Annotated in this window: 22 protein-coding genes; all 22 read right to left on the bottom strand. The window is 54.2% G+C overall.

The features are described from left to right. Nucleotides 1-26 precede the first annotated feature (26 nt). The gene (locus NNN71_RS08140) at nucleotides 27-410 is read right to left on the bottom strand and encodes a phage tail assembly protein (RefSeq protein WP_271458276.1); all 384 of its coding nucleotides are present in this window, start codon (nucleotides 408-410) and stop codon (nucleotides 27-29) included. 3 nt (nucleotides 411-413) lie between these two features. After that, a complete protein-coding gene (locus NNN71_RS08135; RefSeq protein WP_271458275.1) occupies nucleotides 414-770 on the bottom strand; it encodes a phage tail tube protein in 357 nt (118 codons plus the stop codon). A 9-nt stretch (nucleotides 771-779) separates the two neighbouring features. Beyond that, nucleotides 780-2,258: a phage tail sheath subtilisin-like domain-containing protein gene (locus NNN71_RS08130; protein WP_271458274.1), complete on the bottom strand. Its 1,479-nt coding sequence runs from the start codon at nucleotides 2,256-2,258 to the stop codon at nucleotides 780-782. A gap of 2 nt (nucleotides 2,259-2,260) precedes the next feature. Then, nucleotides 2,261-2,458: a DUF2635 domain-containing protein gene (locus NNN71_RS08125; protein ID WP_271458273.1), complete on the bottom strand. Its 198-nt coding sequence runs from the start codon at nucleotides 2,456-2,458 to the stop codon at nucleotides 2,261-2,263. Further along, nucleotides 2,455-3,057, bottom strand: a complete 603-nt coding sequence (locus NNN71_RS08120; protein ID WP_271458272.1) for a hypothetical protein — start codon at nucleotides 3,055-3,057, stop codon at nucleotides 2,455-2,457. The genes NNN71_RS08125 and NNN71_RS08120 overlap by 4 nt, the downstream gene beginning before the upstream one ends. Then, nucleotides 3,054-3,596: a phage virion morphogenesis protein gene (locus tag NNN71_RS08115; RefSeq protein ID WP_271458271.1), complete on the bottom strand. Its 543-nt coding sequence runs from the start codon at nucleotides 3,594-3,596 to the stop codon at nucleotides 3,054-3,056. Before NNN71_RS08115 ends, NNN71_RS08120 begins: the two co-directional genes overlap by 4 nt. After that, the gene (locus NNN71_RS08110) at nucleotides 3,596-4,036 is read right to left on the bottom strand and encodes a gp436 family protein (RefSeq protein WP_271458270.1); all 441 of its coding nucleotides are present in this window, start codon (nucleotides 4,034-4,036) and stop codon (nucleotides 3,596-3,598) included. Before NNN71_RS08110 ends, NNN71_RS08115 begins: the two co-directional genes overlap by 1 nt. After that, on the bottom strand, nucleotides 4,036-4,482 hold the full coding sequence (locus NNN71_RS08105; protein ID WP_271458269.1) for a hypothetical protein: 447 nt from the start codon (nucleotides 4,480-4,482) through the stop codon (nucleotides 4,036-4,038). Before NNN71_RS08105 ends, NNN71_RS08110 begins: the two co-directional genes overlap by 1 nt. Before the next feature lie 160 nt (nucleotides 4,483-4,642). Beyond that, nucleotides 4,643-5,539, bottom strand: coding sequence for a Mu-like prophage major head subunit gpT family protein (locus NNN71_RS08100; protein ID WP_271458268.1), 897 nt, complete (start codon nucleotides 5,537-5,539; stop codon nucleotides 4,643-4,645). Next, entirely contained in the window at nucleotides 5,539-6,510 is a 972-nt protein-coding gene (locus tag NNN71_RS08095) for a phage protease (protein ID WP_271458267.1), read from the bottom strand. Before NNN71_RS08095 ends, NNN71_RS08100 begins: the two co-directional genes overlap by 1 nt. A gap of 212 nt (nucleotides 6,511-6,722) precedes the next feature. Beyond that, on the bottom strand, nucleotides 6,723-7,559 hold the full coding sequence (locus NNN71_RS08090) for a phage head morphogenesis protein (RefSeq protein ID WP_271458266.1): 837 nt from the start codon (nucleotides 7,557-7,559) through the stop codon (nucleotides 6,723-6,725). Beyond that, nucleotides 7,552-9,126 (bottom strand): DUF935 domain-containing protein, encoded by a 1,575-nt coding sequence (locus tag NNN71_RS08085; RefSeq protein WP_271458265.1) that lies wholly within the window; start codon nucleotides 9,124-9,126, stop codon nucleotides 7,552-7,554. Before NNN71_RS08085 ends, NNN71_RS08090 begins: the two co-directional genes overlap by 8 nt. Next, nucleotides 9,126-10,718 carry a terminase large subunit domain-containing protein gene (locus NNN71_RS08080; RefSeq protein WP_271458264.1) on the bottom strand — a complete coding sequence of 531 codons (1,593 nt, stop codon included), beginning with the start codon at nucleotides 10,716-10,718 and terminating at the stop codon, nucleotides 9,126-9,128. The genes NNN71_RS08085 and NNN71_RS08080 overlap by 1 nt, the downstream gene beginning before the upstream one ends. Beyond that, entirely contained in the window at nucleotides 10,715-11,296 is a 582-nt protein-coding gene (locus NNN71_RS08075) for a DUF3486 family protein (RefSeq protein WP_271458263.1), read from the bottom strand. The genes NNN71_RS08080 and NNN71_RS08075 overlap by 4 nt, the downstream gene beginning before the upstream one ends. Further along, nucleotides 11,286-11,564, bottom strand: coding sequence for a hypothetical protein (locus tag NNN71_RS08070; RefSeq protein ID WP_271458262.1), 279 nt, complete (start codon nucleotides 11,562-11,564; stop codon nucleotides 11,286-11,288). The genes NNN71_RS08075 and NNN71_RS08070 overlap by 11 nt, the downstream gene beginning before the upstream one ends. 2 nt (nucleotides 11,565-11,566) lie before the next feature. Beyond that, nucleotides 11,567-11,854 (bottom strand): VpaChn25_0724 family phage protein, encoded by a 288-nt coding sequence (locus NNN71_RS08065; protein WP_271458261.1) that lies wholly within the window; start codon nucleotides 11,852-11,854, stop codon nucleotides 11,567-11,569. A gap of 11 nt (nucleotides 11,855-11,865) precedes the next feature. After that, complete coding sequence (locus NNN71_RS08060; protein ID WP_271458260.1) at nucleotides 11,866-12,168, bottom strand: DUF2730 domain-containing protein; 303 nt, start codon at nucleotides 12,166-12,168, stop codon at nucleotides 11,866-11,868. After that, nucleotides 12,149-12,379, bottom strand: coding sequence for a TraR/DksA family transcriptional regulator (locus NNN71_RS08055; protein WP_271458259.1), 231 nt, complete (start codon nucleotides 12,377-12,379; stop codon nucleotides 12,149-12,151). Before NNN71_RS08055 ends, NNN71_RS08060 begins: the two co-directional genes overlap by 20 nt. Then, nucleotides 12,376-12,981: a hypothetical protein gene (locus NNN71_RS08050; protein ID WP_271458258.1), complete on the bottom strand. Its 606-nt coding sequence runs from the start codon at nucleotides 12,979-12,981 to the stop codon at nucleotides 12,376-12,378. Before NNN71_RS08050 ends, NNN71_RS08055 begins: the two co-directional genes overlap by 4 nt. Then, on the bottom strand, nucleotides 12,969-13,376 hold the full coding sequence (locus NNN71_RS08045; RefSeq protein ID WP_271458257.1) for a hypothetical protein: 408 nt from the start codon (nucleotides 13,374-13,376) through the stop codon (nucleotides 12,969-12,971). The genes NNN71_RS08050 and NNN71_RS08045 overlap by 13 nt, the downstream gene beginning before the upstream one ends. Next, nucleotides 13,369-13,587 (bottom strand): hypothetical protein, encoded by a 219-nt coding sequence (locus NNN71_RS08040; protein WP_271458256.1) that lies wholly within the window; start codon nucleotides 13,585-13,587, stop codon nucleotides 13,369-13,371. The genes NNN71_RS08045 and NNN71_RS08040 overlap by 8 nt, the downstream gene beginning before the upstream one ends. A gap of 2 nt (nucleotides 13,588-13,589) precedes the next feature. Further along, nucleotides 13,590-14,171: a glycoside hydrolase family 108 protein gene (locus tag NNN71_RS08035; protein ID WP_271458255.1), complete on the bottom strand. Its 582-nt coding sequence runs from the start codon at nucleotides 14,169-14,171 to the stop codon at nucleotides 13,590-13,592. Nucleotides 14,172-14,339 lie beyond the last annotated feature (168 nt).

Genomic DNA, 14,339 nt, shown 5'->3' with positions numbered 1-14,339 from the left:
AGCGCTGGGAAAGATTGACGATTAGACTACTGAGCGCCGTCGCCAGCGGCATCAGTTCGCCCCCGCTTGCCGGTCTCCGCCAGTAATTCATCCACTGCTCCGGCTTTTTCTGTAAGCAACTCCAGATCCTCAGGATGGAAGGAATACAGTTGTTTGACTGACAGCGGACCAGGGATCGTGCCGACACTCAGAATCTGCCGGCGTAGCATCTCAAGCCCCATAAGCACTTCAGAGCAGTAAGCTACTGCCTTACCGTTCTCACCAATGACAACGCGTTCGGCAGCCAGCTGGGACTGGATGACATCCTCAGAGGTCAGCTCACGAAAGGTCACGCTGGTGTGGCGGGTCTCGTCTTCCGTGCCTTTACCAGTGACGAAACCATGTTTCAGGGTGATACTGATCTGCGCCATGGATTACACCTTCACCAGTTGGGTGCCAATGAAATTGGCGCTGATGCTGCCGCTATCTTCATCCAGTTCAGCAGGTGCATCTGTCGCAGAGCCAGTCATCATGTAGTTCAGACCGTTGTCCCCTTCAAACATGACGGTCACGTCCTCCCAGTTACTGATTTCAATCACATCCATATCCGCCGCAGCTGCAATGGAGAGTTTGATCGAGGGGCCAGCCATTTTGCGGGAGTTACCCCAGACCTTACCGCCGCCCATATGTTGCGTTCTGGCAAATCCTCCCGGGTTCAGGGTTGATTTGCCTTCAGTTTTAATCTCGCGCCCGTTAATTCGGATGGACGCCATCCCGAGGATTGATGCCATAAGATTCCCTTACTGTTTGAACTGGATAAGACCGGCCAGCACACGAAGCTGATTGACCAGGTTAGGATGTGCAATGAAGTTCAGGCGGTTTGCATCATTACTGTCGATATCGACATCGAGAGTTTCTTTGTAGTCTTCGAAGTCTTCTACAAGACCGGCCGGCACCAGCTCCGTCAGGGCGATATCCAGCAGTTCAGCACGGGCAACTTTGGGCGTCATCACTGGCTGACCCGGGTCGAGCTGATCCAGTACGTCATCGCCAGCCAGCTTGTGGCGAGGGTAGCGACTGGAGAAACGGTTCTTGATGATGTAACGGATGCGTCCCAGCGTTGCAGGTGACTGAACATCGAGATACGAGGTATCCGGATCGCCGAACTGGTTTACGCGATACATGGTGATTTCGCGTTCAATACAGACGTTACCACCAGCATCAACAAAGTGAGTGGCCATACCGTCATGCAGCAGCAGGTTGCGTTCCTGCATATCCCAGCGAACCTCTTTGGATGGCGCGAGAATACCAGGCATAACCAGCGTCTGCAGCGGGCGGGCCGGGTCAATAGCAAGATAGTAGGAGGCAATGCCGCCGTAGGATGCCGCCCAGAGCCAGTGTGGTTGTGGCGCAATATTGGTGGTCATGCAGGAAATCAGCCAGTCATTACGGACATCACCGTACGTACCACTCTCAGCGTGAGTACCGCGATATCCCGCCCAGAGCTGGGCTTCAATCATCTTCAGCGGGCCCCAGCGAACAACCAGTTCATCGCGGATCGTATTCAGACTCTGGGTATCATTAAAGGCAAATTCAATGTCGGTATACCAGTCATCGCCCAGTGCTGCGACTACAGCGGTGATGTCCGGAGTTCCCGTTCCGCCAGCAAAACCGGTAGTCGTAACATTAATGCCCGGAGGTAGCTGTTCGCCCGGGTAGTAATTCAGGCGCACGTCCATCGCATTCGTACCGACACCTTTCCAGTTTGCGGTCAGTTCAACGCTGTCAGTCGCGGGGGCTTTCAGTGCCGCTGTAACCTGCGTAGAAGGCAGGTTGGTTACAGCATCAATAATGGCAGTCGCAACGGTATCGCGGTCATCGCCGGCATCAACTCCTACCTGTACTGATACGCCGTTAATCATCAGCGCAACTGTACCGGCAGCCGTTGCTGTGCCGACTACGGCCAGGGTGGCTTTTGCCGCCGCGCCGGTAGACAGATCAGCAAGCCCCATCGCCCAGGTTTCGGTATAGCTGTTTGCCTTACGGTGCATCTTCAGCATTTCAGCGAGCTGTGAGCCTTTACCGTAAAGCGTCTCCGCCATGCCATTGCTGGTGATGCGATGCTGGGTGAGCGCAGCAGCCGTTCCGCCAGCGAGCTGATGGCCAATGACGATGACTTTACGGGACTGCGCCGGGGCGCTGCCCATTGCCTGAGAATTGTCGATATCGATGTATACGAACGGGACGCGGACATCATCTGGAATATTGCCAAGTGCCATTGTTATTTCTCCCCGGCTTTGCTTTTCTGGGTCTCGGCCGTCACCGGCTTATCATTGATTTTTGTGATAGTCACATCACCTTCGGCCTCGCGGCGATACCACCACGCACTCACTGGCAGTTTTTCACCTGCGGCTTTCAGACGAACGCCGTTCGCCTTACGGACCAGCAACCCTTCACGGGCAGGTTTAATCATCATCATGGGTTCTGCTCTCTCACGTTAATCACACCTTCAATTTCGCTTGCGCCACCACTAGTTGCGAGCGTTGCCCCCAGTCGCAGGAAATCAGGCAACGTACTGATGTCGATCTCCTCGTCAAGGCGAAACTCCTGCTCCCATGTCACAGCCCACATGGTCAGCCCCAGGTCATTCAGACCACCGGAATAGATATTGTCAGCGCTGATGGTGCTGGCAGCTCGCTCCGCCTTCATGCCTGAGGCAGCATCGCGGACTGCAATCCGACGGGCCAGTTTGCCGACCAGTACTTCACAACGAGTATCTCGGGGATACGCCCATGAGTCGGTAGCCATGACATAAGCCGCCCAGGTCACATCACCGATAGTGCCGCCGGCACGCTGACGAATATTACGGATACGCAGAGCCGCAATACGAATGCAGCCGTCGCGATCGGAGAGATAGGTTTTCACTTCCGCCGGGGTGTTGAACTGCCCAATATGGCGTTCGATGACCTTTACCATGTCCGGGCTATCGCCCTGCAGAACGGGCTTAAGCCAGGCCACAATATTTTCGGCGGCCGCAATAGTGCTGCCGGTAGTCAGCAACGAGGGACGTTGATTCATGGAAGTACTCCTTGCCAGAAGTCGCCGATAACATGCATCAGCTCTTCAGAGTTTTCAGAAGACAGCCCGAGATACTCGCGCTGTGGCATATCCATCTGGCGCTTGTGGGCGCCGACGGATTGCCAGACACCGTGCTTCAGGGCACGGCCAAACGCCTGGGTAATGAGGCGTTTGTGGGCACTGATGGAAACGCTGCCGGCGAAGCCGTCCTGGTGAACGGCGGCATAGGCCAACGGTGAACCGACACGAACCCGGCCGCGTTCGACGATGTGCTGAATACTGTCCATCAGACCACCATTGCCCTGCAGCAGGCTCTGGTTTCCGTGCCGTGTTTTGCGGTAAGCCTCTGACCATTCCTGCCACTTCTCACCAGCAGGGCTGCTCTTTTCATCACTGATGCGGCGACGGGTCTGGGATTCAACGACAGCCCCGATGCTCTCCAGTAGCTCTTCCTGAAGCGCATTGTCAGAAAGTTTCTCGATAGCAAGCCGGATTTGCGCCAGCTTCTCAGCCCCCATCACCTCAACAGAAATCGTCATCACAACACCCCACGCAGTCTGTTGCGGGTAAATAGTCGCTTGTTATCTGAGACGATGATGATTTTTCCGTTGTCGGTTTCCGGCGGCTGTGTTGCAGCTGGTAACCCGAGGTCACGAGTACCGTTAGCAATTTCCTTCAGCGTACGGATAGCATCGTCATAGCGCTTCTGGATGAGATCGGTAATCTGGTTGTCCCGTTCGGACAACCAGTAGATGGCAATAGACACCGCCACCCGGTGAAGCGGACGCGGAATGGCAGTGAGATTCAGCGGCAGCTGAAATCGCTTTGCCAGAAACGAATTGATTTCTGCATCAGCATCATCAATAGCCGTCTCTATTTTCGCGTCATCGAGCTGCTGGGTATTTTTGTCGATAGCCATGTTCCAGACCAGTGACCCGTCAACTGCCAGCAGGTCATCACGAGTGACGTAAATGCCCATTACTGTTGCTCCGCCACGGTATCGAGTACGGTCACGACCAGCATCGGTTCAGCCTTCAGTCGGGCCGCATCTTCATGGCTGATGAAACAGTCTGAGACCATGTTGCAGGACTCGTTATTGGCTGCGTTATCCGCATCAGGATCGTCACTGGCAAAAACATGTACCGGTTCCCGCGGCCAGAAGCGCCCGCAACGCCAGAAACCTTTCTCGGTTACTGCACGAATCTCCAGCGCCATCACATCATCAGTCGAGGGGACAAGGGGGTGTGCAGGGAGATAGGCCGATAACGCCCCCTGAATATTCACTTCAGAGGCTACCAACGTAATTTCGCCCGATGGGGATGAAGTCACTGTGCTGACGGGTTGTGAACCCACCGGAAGGTAATGCCCTGGCAGGACGATTGCCGGCTCATGTCCCTGACCGTCAGTAATAACAATCGATGCCATCTCCGACGATGATGACGTGCCAGAGCTGTCTTTAACGACTTGCTGATCTGCTGCCTTTGTTTTCTTTCCACTCACAATTCCATCCTCTTTTGATTCCGGTTTAACCGGCCTTAAAAGACCGGTTAAACGCGAGTGACATAATGAGTTACGTAATTACGTGTTATTTCACGTAAGGGGAGACCAGCACATCCACGTCTTTGTAGTAGATGTTGGATGCGCCATTTGCAGAGTTAACCGCCTCGATAAGCCCTTTGGCCGCAGAGCGGTTACCTTTACCCACAACGAGAAGTGTTGGCGTTACGCCCAGCGGTTCCCCGGCGCTGTTTTTGATACCCTGCATCGCCTGATAAGCCAGCTCGTAGTTATGGACGTTCAGGGTGTCTTTAGAACCCACAGCGGTTTGCCAGAATCCGTAACCAACATTGCAGCGGCCGTCAGTACCGAACACGAATTCGTTATTGAGAATCACGTGCTCACTGTTCAGGTCGTCCAGTGCTTTAAAGTCAAACGGGCGGCGGTCCTGGAAAATAATGGGCAGCAGCGCCTGGCTTGCATCCACCAGGAACCATGGCTCACCAGTATCGGTTGCCGGCGTGCCAACTACGTTACTTTGCGTCCCTGACCCAACCGGGTGATCGGAGTCGAAGAAATACTGACCGTCAAAACAGGTTGTGGTGAAGCCATCGCAAAGCAGCTTAAAGACCAGCTGGTCCGGGAAGATGGTGACGTTGCGGCCGAACTGCTCAGAAACGATTGAGTATTGCCCCAGTTGATCATCTTCAACATCTTCGCGTTTGACCTTGATGGAGCTTTCCCAGGTCTTGTTCGTGATGCTGTAACCCATCTGTTTCAACTGCGCGAGCTGACGGGTAGTCAGCCACTCTTTAATGCCAGGCCACTCATCAAGCCAGCCATAAGTATTGGACGCTCCTGTACTCGGGACGACGGTGGCCACTGAGCGGAATTGTGGGTTAACGCGCCCCACACCACGGGTAAAAGCAGCGCTTAACGCAGTTTTCAGGGCATAAAGAACATTTGCATCAATCGTGATCGCCATTAACGGGCTCCTTCTTTATTGCGGGCGGCAAGAAACTCTTCCGAAGAGAGACCCATTGAGCGACACATGGCGAGTTCTTCAGTGCTCAGGGTCGTTTTATCTTTGGCGTCTTTGCCTTTCGATGGGTCTGCGTTGACCAGTACCGGAGCCGCTTTCACAAAGCTGGCGAACTGTTCACGGCCCGCTTCGCTACGACAGGTGGCGAGGTACATCTCGCGGTTTGCCGGCGCGACCTTGCCGGCAGCGATGGCGGCATCGACCATCGTTTCGGCCGTTTTGTCATCCAGCGCCTTCAGTTTCCCTTCAGCTGATTCCGCGCGATTCAGCGCCAACTGGTGTGTTTCAACGGGAATAAACTTCGACAGGTCCGGGTTTTCGGCGCGGTTCAGCGCCACCGTTTCGCGGTCTTTGATTTGCTGGATAGCCTTCACTGCGTCATCGGCAGACGCGGTGGCAGCGAGCCCCAGCACCGTCACAATCTGGACAGGTACGGTCATCTCGTGGTTCTCCGAGTTAAGTGCGGGAAAATCAAGGTTGGGTTTGTTGGTCAAGCCTGCGCTGGAAATGCGCGTAACCTGGCCGTCGGCGGTATAGCCAAATGCAGGGCTGTAATAGCGGTACTTTTTACTACGAACCAGCGCTTCACCATCAGGGGTCCATTCAACGTGCGCTTCGATGACGCCGTCATCACGGATGCGATAGTCGTCAAGCCAGGCATACGCTGGAGCATCTTCACCTTTAGGGCCTTTCAGCTCAGTGGAATGTTCCGTATCAAACGGAAGTTTTGGGTAGCAGAGAGTGGCGCGAATAACAGCTTCGGGCTGGTCATTCACCCATGAACGGCCGTCGCGACCAGTAAAGATACCGGCGGGGATCATTGGCAGCCATTCTGGCAATGGGGTGCTGCCTTCCAGTTGCGGTAACTCGAAGCAGAGGGCCAGAAGTTCGATTTTAGGGAGCAGTGTGCCCATGATGCTGTCCGTTTGAAAAAAGAGTACGGACAGTATGTAGAAAGCAAAATAAAAGCCGGATTTACCGGCTTCACTGTAAATGGCGCGGGGAACCCCGTTTAAAACCCGTTTAAAAAACGCTGTATGCGTTTAAGAAAATTTCAGAGCGCCATCGTATCACAAAGCTCGATAACGCCACCATGAGCGTTTCAGGCAGATTGCCGCCTCGCTTACTACTCCCCGTCAAAGGCCTGTTGTTTCATCTTAAGCTGGCGCTCAAGCTCAACGCGTCGGCCGGTGCCCGGATTGTAGTCCCAGCCCGGGTCGATGCCTTCCGGCACCATCTCCTCTTCACCGGTACGCTTGTTCAGCCACTTCACCCGTTTGATAGGGGGAGCTGTAGTACGTACCGGCACTGTCTCGCGCGTAACATGCCCCGTCGGATTACCGTTGTCATCAAGCAGCTGCACGGTACGGGTGACGCCGTTCTGCTGTAACTGCTGGTACTCATGCTTACTGACCTGACGTACACCACATTTACAGCCCCATCCGTTGGGGCCAATGTGAGTCTGCCAGAACGGGTCATCCACCGGCAGGCAGAGATCAGCCCACTGCTGATGTTCCTGGCGGTGTTCGCGCGACGGTCCCAGCGTGTAGAGCAAATAGGGCATAGCGCGTCTGGTGCGCTCAATACGATCCCACTGACCAGCGCTGCGTGCTGTTCGCATGTTGGTGTCGTAGATGGTACGAAGACGTCGGTCACTGCCGAGCTGCACTAGGCGGGTTTCCTGCGTCAAAGGGTCATCCATCTTCTGCTGCCCCCACCAGCCACGTTTCACCAGCAGGGGTTTGAGCGTTTCACGGAACTGCGCAAAGGTCTGGCCGCTCTCCAGCGCCTCTTCCAGAATCGCCTTCACGTCCTGCAGCAGATCGAGCTGGGTCATCTTTGCCACGGTAAATCCGACACTCTGCTCCTCGCGCCAGACATCGCGATAATCAAACCCCGGCTTCAGCTTTTTGGACCTGAGCCAGTCCAGTGCTTCCTTCGGGATAATGGACGGTTCAGCCATTGTTTGTCTCTCCCAAAGCACGAGCTTTAAAGCTCAGGAGTGCCAGCTGTTGCACGAAATCATCGGGCTTCAGTGACTGCTGCAGCGCCGGCAAGCGAGCGAGAAACTCATCAAAACTACTGACTTCGTTCGCCAGCTGCAGCACGGGGCTGGTAAAAGCATCACCTGAACGCTCCCAGTCTTTGAGCCCTTCAGCAACCAGTGCATCCATCTCATTGTCCTGGCTACGGTTGAGCGCGAGCCTCTCCCGGTTAAGTGCTGGCATCGGGGTAAACGCGCTAAAAGTATTGGTCGGCGCAAGCACAGACGCACCAGCCTCTGGCTCCGCCAGACCAAACTTGTCACGAATCTCTGATTCCTGCACTCTCATCCCCCTGTCAATGAGCGGCGTCAGTGCATCAACGTAGGCCTTCAGGTCCTCAGATTCACTGAGGCGTAGTTCAATACGAGGGTAGTTTTCCTGAGGGCCATAGTTAAATTCTATGAAGGGACGGACCAGAAATTCATTGAGCGTGTTCGAAAGCTGGCGGGCATCCCAGACGGCAATATCCATGCGCACCCTGTCATGCACATCTGCCTGGGCGCGGGAACTGCCATCATCCGTGGTCATGGTCTGACCAAGAACGGCCTTACTGGTCTGGGCATCACACCACTCGGCCATCTCTTTAAACAGCGCACCACCACCGGTTCGACTGGCGGTCTCGACCATATCAAGTTTCATGCTATCCGGGATAGCACAGCCGGAATCTGAGGCGAGCGAGCTGATAGCATCCACCAGTACGCGGATTTGCTCAGGGCTCGCATTATTCCCGTATTTACCGACGATCATGGGCAGGCCAAATTTCTCGCCAAATGCCCACCAGTCCCGCACGGTGAATGACTTCAGCATGTACATCACGGCAACCAGGCGAGCCAGACCGTTACGAAGTGGCAGACCGGATTTCAGGCGAGGCTGATGGACAATATACTTGCCCGGGCTCAGCGGCTCACCATCGACAGGCTCCTTCTCTGTAATGAGCCTGAACTCACGCAGGGTGTCACGATCAGCTTTCAGAAAGCGTGGATCAACCCATTCATAATCGCGGGGTTTCCACAGGACATCCCGGGTATTCCAGAGGATTTCACATACCCCGACTCCTTTCCCCAGCCCGTCAAGCAGGTCAAAGAGCAGCTCAGGCACCTGAGGCTGCTCCATCAGATGACGGACCGCGTCAGCGAGCTGCACATCAACATCATCGTCACTGGCGGCAACCACCGTCGGCACTATCCCGGCAACCGTAAGCTTACGAGTACGTAATACGCTGGCGTAATGGAGGTCGCGTTCCTCCATCTCTTCCGCCAGGATGAAGTAATCGCGGGCATCACCGTCTGCGGCATTGCGCAGTATTCCCGCGAGACGGGCCGGGGATAACGTGCTGGCAACGCTGACTCCGGATGAAGGACGACGGACGCTCATGCTGCGGCCGCGGGCTTCTGGTTCGGTAATGTCAGCGTCTTTTACGTTAACAACATCCCCTGTCGCAGGGTGCAGAAGTCGACGAACCGCGCTGGCAAGTTGTTTAAGCATCAGAGTAATCCTCGCTGATTTTTGAGACCCCGGGTCAGATGCACCTGGCGACGGTCATCATCTCCGTCCGGGCGGTGTCTGGTATCCTGTGGTTTGTTAAGACGATGTAGCTCATACCGACGGCATTCTTCTTTGCTGGCCAGAAAAGCCAGAAAAATGGCATAAGCGCTATCGCCATGCCGCTTGTGGCCATCGCTGCCAGTATTCTCCCGGTCATCAATACCGGGACTACCGCGCAGGATGACGATCTGCCCGAGGTCGCTGATCACGTCTTCATGTTTGGGCAGTACCAGCTCGTCATCTTCAAAGGCCGATTTAAAGCGGGGCATGTTCTCCCGATAATGGCCAACAGAAGGCATAACCACTTCAACCTCATCGCCATAACGCTCGGCAGCCTGCTCGGCCAGATAGTTACCGTTCCCACGGCCATCGAGCTTGATGCCATCTCTTCGGGGAAGACGATCGCAGATAAAGAACAGCGCCTGCTCCTGCTGCTTGTAAGGAACGTTGGCAAACTCAACCAGAAAGGGAACGGTGCGCGTGGTGTCATCGTTGACCGTCATAGGGGCAAAGACGGTGAGGTGACCAGAACGGGCGAAGTCTTCCCCCAGACAATGGCGAAGGTTTTGAGGCAGCTTATTCAGTTCAGGCAGTACGACCCGTTCAAGCCAGTCCAGCATCTCCCGCGATCGAATACCTTCCGGGGTGGCATTGAAATCAGCCGTGCCAGTGAAGCGAAGAACCGGACCTGAACCGCGTGCAGCACGTTCGCGTATTGAGCGCGGCAGGTACGTACCGCCACCGTTCTTCGGCTCACAATAGTACTCTTCCCGGGCATCTTCCTCGGTGGCCGTATCACTTAGAAGGTTTTCCAGCCATTCCGATTCTTTATCAGCAGACCAGGTGTCTTTTTTCACCTGGCAAATACGCCGGTACAGCCCCTCATTGATCGCCGTTTCGATATCTACACGGTGAACAGAGTACCGCTTTTTACCTGCGCGGCTGTCCTGTATCAGGGTATTGAACAGGTTTTCAATACCGTTGTGGGTGGAGATAAGGCGGACTTTTGCCCCCCACATAGTGAGCGCCAGTGCCGCTTTGAGCACCGCTGCAAGGTCTTTCTGGAAACCGGCTTCATCAATGATGACGTTGCCCTGCATACCACGCAGGTTCGACGGATTGGAGGACAGTGCCTTAATTTTGAAGCCACTGGCAAAGTTGATGACATAGACCAGGATATCTTTGTCATCATCGTTAAGCACCTCTTCGCCAGTATCCGATGCAGCAAGACCGTAGGCCTTTGCCCACATAGCACAGGCGTCAATAAACTCACGCGCCATATCCTTGGTGGTGCCAACGTAAAAAGTATCGCTGCCACCAGCACCTGGAGATAGAGAACCGTTGAGCGCGGCATCAGCCGCTTCTGCCCAGGTAAGACCGGTACGACGTGATTTCTCCGCAATCTTGAGCTGGGCATCATCCGCAATCCATCGGCGTTGATAAGGCAGCAATACCTGGTCTGCGTCAAAACGGCCGGAAATAATCGCGGCCGCAGACTGGTTACGTAATTTCTCCTGTTCAGTATGGGTCATGTAGCAATCCCCAGAATCTGGCGACGGATATCAGCGGCAGTCTCGGCGGATAACCCGGCTTTTTTGGTGATCGTTTCGGCCTCTGCGGCTACTTTCTCAGCAAAAGCCTGCTGAATTTCTTTCTCCCGCTTGTGGCTGGCCATCGCCGCTGCTTCAAGTCGTTGAGCAACCAGTGCCAGTTGTCCCAGGGCTTTGGGCTCTACGGGGTCCTTGCTTTCAGCCATAGACATTGAGGTTTCAAACGCCAGCGTTTTAACAAATTCCATCAGCAGTTTGCCAACGTCTGATGTCGGTGCTGACCCCAGCTTGCCAGCCCAGATTTCAGCCATCTCCCGGGAAGCGCGAATCTTGGACCCGAACTCTTCCATGCGGCTCGCGTAGCGATTGAGGCCGGTACGACTGAGTTTCATGTCCTCAGGTAAATTGTGGCCGGCAATCAATTCGTTAATGGCTTCACGGATTTCTTCCTGGGTGTGGCGCTTATCGCGCAGCAGCTGGTGCAGATGCTCGCGAACCATATCCGGAAGGAGATCAATCTTTGAGGGACGCCCACGGGTTGGGCGTTGTTCACTTGCCATGCTCCCCCCTGATTTTCTCCAGGAACCCACGCTCATGACTGGCCTTATCTTTCAGCAGAAGCTTCCAGGCTCGCTTGTATTCCGGATTGTTATTCAGAAACGTATTCAGGTAGGAGTCAGGTGCATGGTGGTCATATTTCTTACCCGTTGATTTCTCGACTTGCGGGGCCACCGCCCGGACCTCAAGCTCAAGACAGACCAGAACGCCCGCCATCAGATTAATGACGTTACGTTCACCCTTAGTCAGTGGTTTCAACTTATTCGCCATCATTACCCCCTTGGACGCGGTTTCTTGACACCGGGAACGGTGATTAGACCGCTGGCGACTTCATCGCCACGCCCCGTAATTTCTGCAACATAGCAACCCGAGACATCACTCAGGGTGACCAGACCTTGCTCACGCAACCAGGATAGTTGAGTACGAACGGTATCGCGGGAGACCTTATGGCCATAAGTCTGCAGGCAGGTCTGCAGAATGGATTCATTGGCGCTGTCACCACAGTCGAGCAGGGATCGCAGAAGGACCAGGCGCTGGTCCTGGTCGAGTACATCACGCATAGTCATACCCTCTATTTATCCTTCAGTTCATTTTCCAGAAGTAAGTCACTGATGCGCGAAACCTGACGAATGGAGGGGGCCAGTTCGCGTAGTTCGCCGCGCAGATTGCTCATTTCCAACTGCAACTGGTGCAAGTCTTTCTGGCTTGGTAGCACCGCAATGGTGTTCTCCAGCCCCTGGAGTCGATTACGTACCGTCTCAAGCTCTTCTCGCTTCACATACGTTTTGGCCAGCAGCAGCTGAATCAGGTTTACGCCGGACATAAACAGTGCCCAGATGATTGCCCAGTTACCTTTAACGACTTCCCAATCCACGCTTCCCCCTTCGCTCTCTGATGTCCTGGCAGGTGTAACAGGTAACCGCGTCAGGGTTGGCCGCTAATCGTTTATCCGGAATGTCATTGCCACAATCGTTGCAAAATCCGGCTTCATCAGGTTGTTCTTTAACCCGGTTTAAATGGCTATTTAACACGCGTTGACGCTCTTCCGTTTCGAGGTCGCTGGCGCGATCAAAGGAATCTGTCATTTAGACATCACCACCTTGTGTTTGCTGGACTTGCTGTAACGGGCAAAGCCATCCAGCGTCCTGAAGCCGAGATACCCCAGCGCTGGGGTTGCCAGCATCAGTGAAATGTCCCAGTCAGGAGCTGGCATCGATAATGCGTGACCGTAAATAGCCGCTACTGCTCCCACCATCTGGCCGAGTGACATCGCCATCACATAAGCAATACAGCTATAGAGCGACAGTCTGGCCATGCGCGGACGGGTCTGACGGACATATTCGTCGGTGGCGTTGTCACCGTTGCGGATTGTTTCCTGCTGTTCGTGATGAGCTGCTTGCTGGTCGGCCAGCAGTGCTTTATCGCGTTCCAGTTGATATGACTCCAGCTGGACCTTCAGTGATTCGAGCTGGACGAACTGCTCGGGTGGCAACTGAGCCAGCTTCTGCTCCAGCACACGCTGTTGGTCCTGGGGGTTGATGGCACCATTAACGGTTTCGACAATGCCGGCGACGGAGTCTGCCGTCTTCGCTGCATCACCGCCGAACCAGCTACCGACAGTTCGTACAAGGGAAGGCCCGGCTTTCAGCAGCACAGAGGCGATAGTAGTGAGAGTTACTGGATCCATGCGAGCAGCCCCTTACGTGAGACCCAACGGCAGCACAACACTGCAGTCACTGCGCCTACAGGAACCAGCAAAATAAGCACCAACGGCTCAGCAAAAATCGGGGAAAGGACTATTAAAAGAGCCCCCACACACCAGACCAGCCATGCCCAGAAATTGGCAAGGCGGCTGATACGTGCATCAGGTTTAAGAAGTCTGTATGGCAGATTACCGAGAAAGATGCTGAAGCCAATAAGTGCAATCCCTGAGAACGCACACCACCAAACAATAAAGGCCTGGCGACCATGAAAATTACAGAAAATCAGCGATAATCCGACCATGACTGTGATAGTCCAGCCTGACTGATAAACGCGGAGTAAAGCCTGTTTTACCCAGGCAGTATCGAACGATTTAAACACGATGTTTTTCCTTATAGCGCTGGCATTGCCAGACGATGTCTCTGATATCTACGGAGTCCCACCCTTTGCGGTAATAGCTCGCATGGGTGCCATCACAACCTGAATAATCAACGGGAACGGGGGGCGGACCGTTTTCAACGCGGTGAAGCACTTCCTGCCGAATACGATCACATCGCCCCTGACGCATCGACGCATCCCAGCCTTTGCCCATACTCAGCTCCGGGCCACTGAGACCTGACCGCCGATAACTTCCTGGCAGGCGTTCGCCAGTTCATCGAGGCGGTTAAACCAGCCATTGAGGTATTTGCCCTGAGAAGAATTGGATTTGATGATGCTGGCGTAATAACGGGAACGACGGAGGAAGCAACGATTGAGCAGCCATTCAGCATCAGCGCTGATGACCGCTTTTGTCGTTTTAGGGCCAACGATGCCATCAGCAGAAACGCCAACGGCTTCCTGCAATAACTGGATCGCTTTTTTAGCGCCATGCTGGACAGCGGCGTCAAACATAAAAAGAGAAATGCCATCTGGCCAGTCGGTGCAATATGCCGGATACCAGTAATCGCGATAATAAATCTGCCCAGCCTGCTCTTTGGTGAGGTCTTTAATTCGGGTGTCTGGCTTGCCGTCACCATTAATATCGGTGAGGCCATCGGCTACACCGTCGCGTTTATCAGAGATACCAAAATTGGTCTCACCGCCTTTATCTGTGGGGTCATTGATATAGCCTCCTTCACGGGCGAGGACAAAAGAGAGTGCGTGAGCAAATGCGGGAGAGAGTGTTGAACTGGTCATGCCTGCTCCTGTAATAGGGAAGAAAGTGATACTTTCCCCATTTTGTCGCGGGCATAAAAAAAGCCGGATTTACCGGCTTCATTGGATATTTACTGAATTAGTAAAATAATATTTCCCTATAGCTATATAGAATCCAAGCTGATGCCAGTAGCAGTAGAATAATAAAAC

Origin of the sequence: Kluyvera sp. Awk 3, from assembly GCF_028069715.1 — a bacterium.
Lineage (GTDB): Bacteria > Pseudomonadota > Gammaproteobacteria > Enterobacterales > Enterobacteriaceae > Kluyvera > Kluyvera georgiana_A.
This window is presented reverse-complemented; position numbering and strand designations above follow the sequence as displayed.

Coding starts and splice junctions, on each gene's coding strand:
- NNN71_RS08140 (WP_271458276.1), bottom strand. CDS start 410: ATGGCGCAGATCAGTATCACCCTGAAACATGGTTTCGTCACTGGTAAA.
- NNN71_RS08135 (WP_271458275.1), bottom strand. CDS start 770: ATGGCATCAATCCTCGGGATGGCGTCCATCCGAATTAACGGGCGCGAG.
- NNN71_RS08130 (WP_271458274.1), bottom strand. CDS start 2,258: ATGGCACTTGGCAATATTCCAGATGATGTCCGCGTCCCGTTCGTATAC.
- NNN71_RS08125 (WP_271458273.1), bottom strand. CDS start 2,458: ATGATGATGATTAAACCTGCCCGTGAAGGGTTGCTGGTCCGTAAGGCG.
- NNN71_RS08120 (WP_271458272.1), bottom strand. CDS start 3,057: ATGAATCAACGTCCCTCGTTGCTGACTACCGGCAGCACTATTGCGGCC.
- NNN71_RS08115 (WP_271458271.1), bottom strand. CDS start 3,596: ATGACGATTTCTGTTGAGGTGATGGGGGCTGAGAAGCTGGCGCAAATC.
- NNN71_RS08110 (WP_271458270.1), bottom strand. CDS start 4,036: ATGGGCATTTACGTCACTCGTGATGACCTGCTGGCAGTTGACGGGTCA.
- NNN71_RS08105 (WP_271458269.1), bottom strand. CDS start 4,482: ATGGCATCGATTGTTATTACTGACGGTCAGGGACATGAGCCGGCAATC.
- NNN71_RS08100 (WP_271458268.1), bottom strand. CDS start 5,539: ATGGCGATCACGATTGATGCAAATGTTCTTTATGCCCTGAAAACTGCG.
- NNN71_RS08095 (WP_271458267.1), bottom strand. CDS start 6,510: ATGGGCACACTGCTCCCTAAAATCGAACTTCTGGCCCTCTGCTTCGAG.
- NNN71_RS08090 (WP_271458266.1), bottom strand. CDS start 7,559: ATGGCTGAACCGTCCATTATCCCGAAGGAAGCACTGGACTGGCTCAGG.
- NNN71_RS08085 (WP_271458265.1), bottom strand. CDS start 9,126: ATGCTTAAACAACTTGCCAGCGCGGTTCGTCGACTTCTGCACCCTGCG.
- NNN71_RS08080 (WP_271458264.1), bottom strand. CDS start 10,718: ATGACCCATACTGAACAGGAGAAATTACGTAACCAGTCTGCGGCCGCG.
- NNN71_RS08075 (WP_271458263.1), bottom strand. CDS start 11,296: ATGGCAAGTGAACAACGCCCAACCCGTGGGCGTCCCTCAAAGATTGAT.
- NNN71_RS08070 (WP_271458262.1), bottom strand. CDS start 11,564: ATGGCGAATAAGTTGAAACCACTGACTAAGGGTGAACGTAACGTCATT.
- NNN71_RS08065 (WP_271458261.1), bottom strand. CDS start 11,854: ATGCGTGATGTACTCGACCAGGACCAGCGCCTGGTCCTTCTGCGATCC.
- NNN71_RS08055 (WP_271458259.1), bottom strand. CDS start 12,379: ATGACAGATTCCTTTGATCGCGCCAGCGACCTCGAAACGGAAGAGCGT.
- NNN71_RS08050 (WP_271458258.1), bottom strand. CDS start 12,981: ATGGATCCAGTAACTCTCACTACTATCGCCTCTGTGCTGCTGAAAGCC.
- NNN71_RS08040 (WP_271458256.1), bottom strand. CDS start 13,587: ATGGGCAAAGGCTGGGATGCGTCGATGCGTCAGGGGCGATGTGATCGT.
- NNN71_RS08035 (WP_271458255.1), bottom strand. CDS start 14,171: ATGACCAGTTCAACACTCTCTCCCGCATTTGCTCACGCACTCTCTTTT.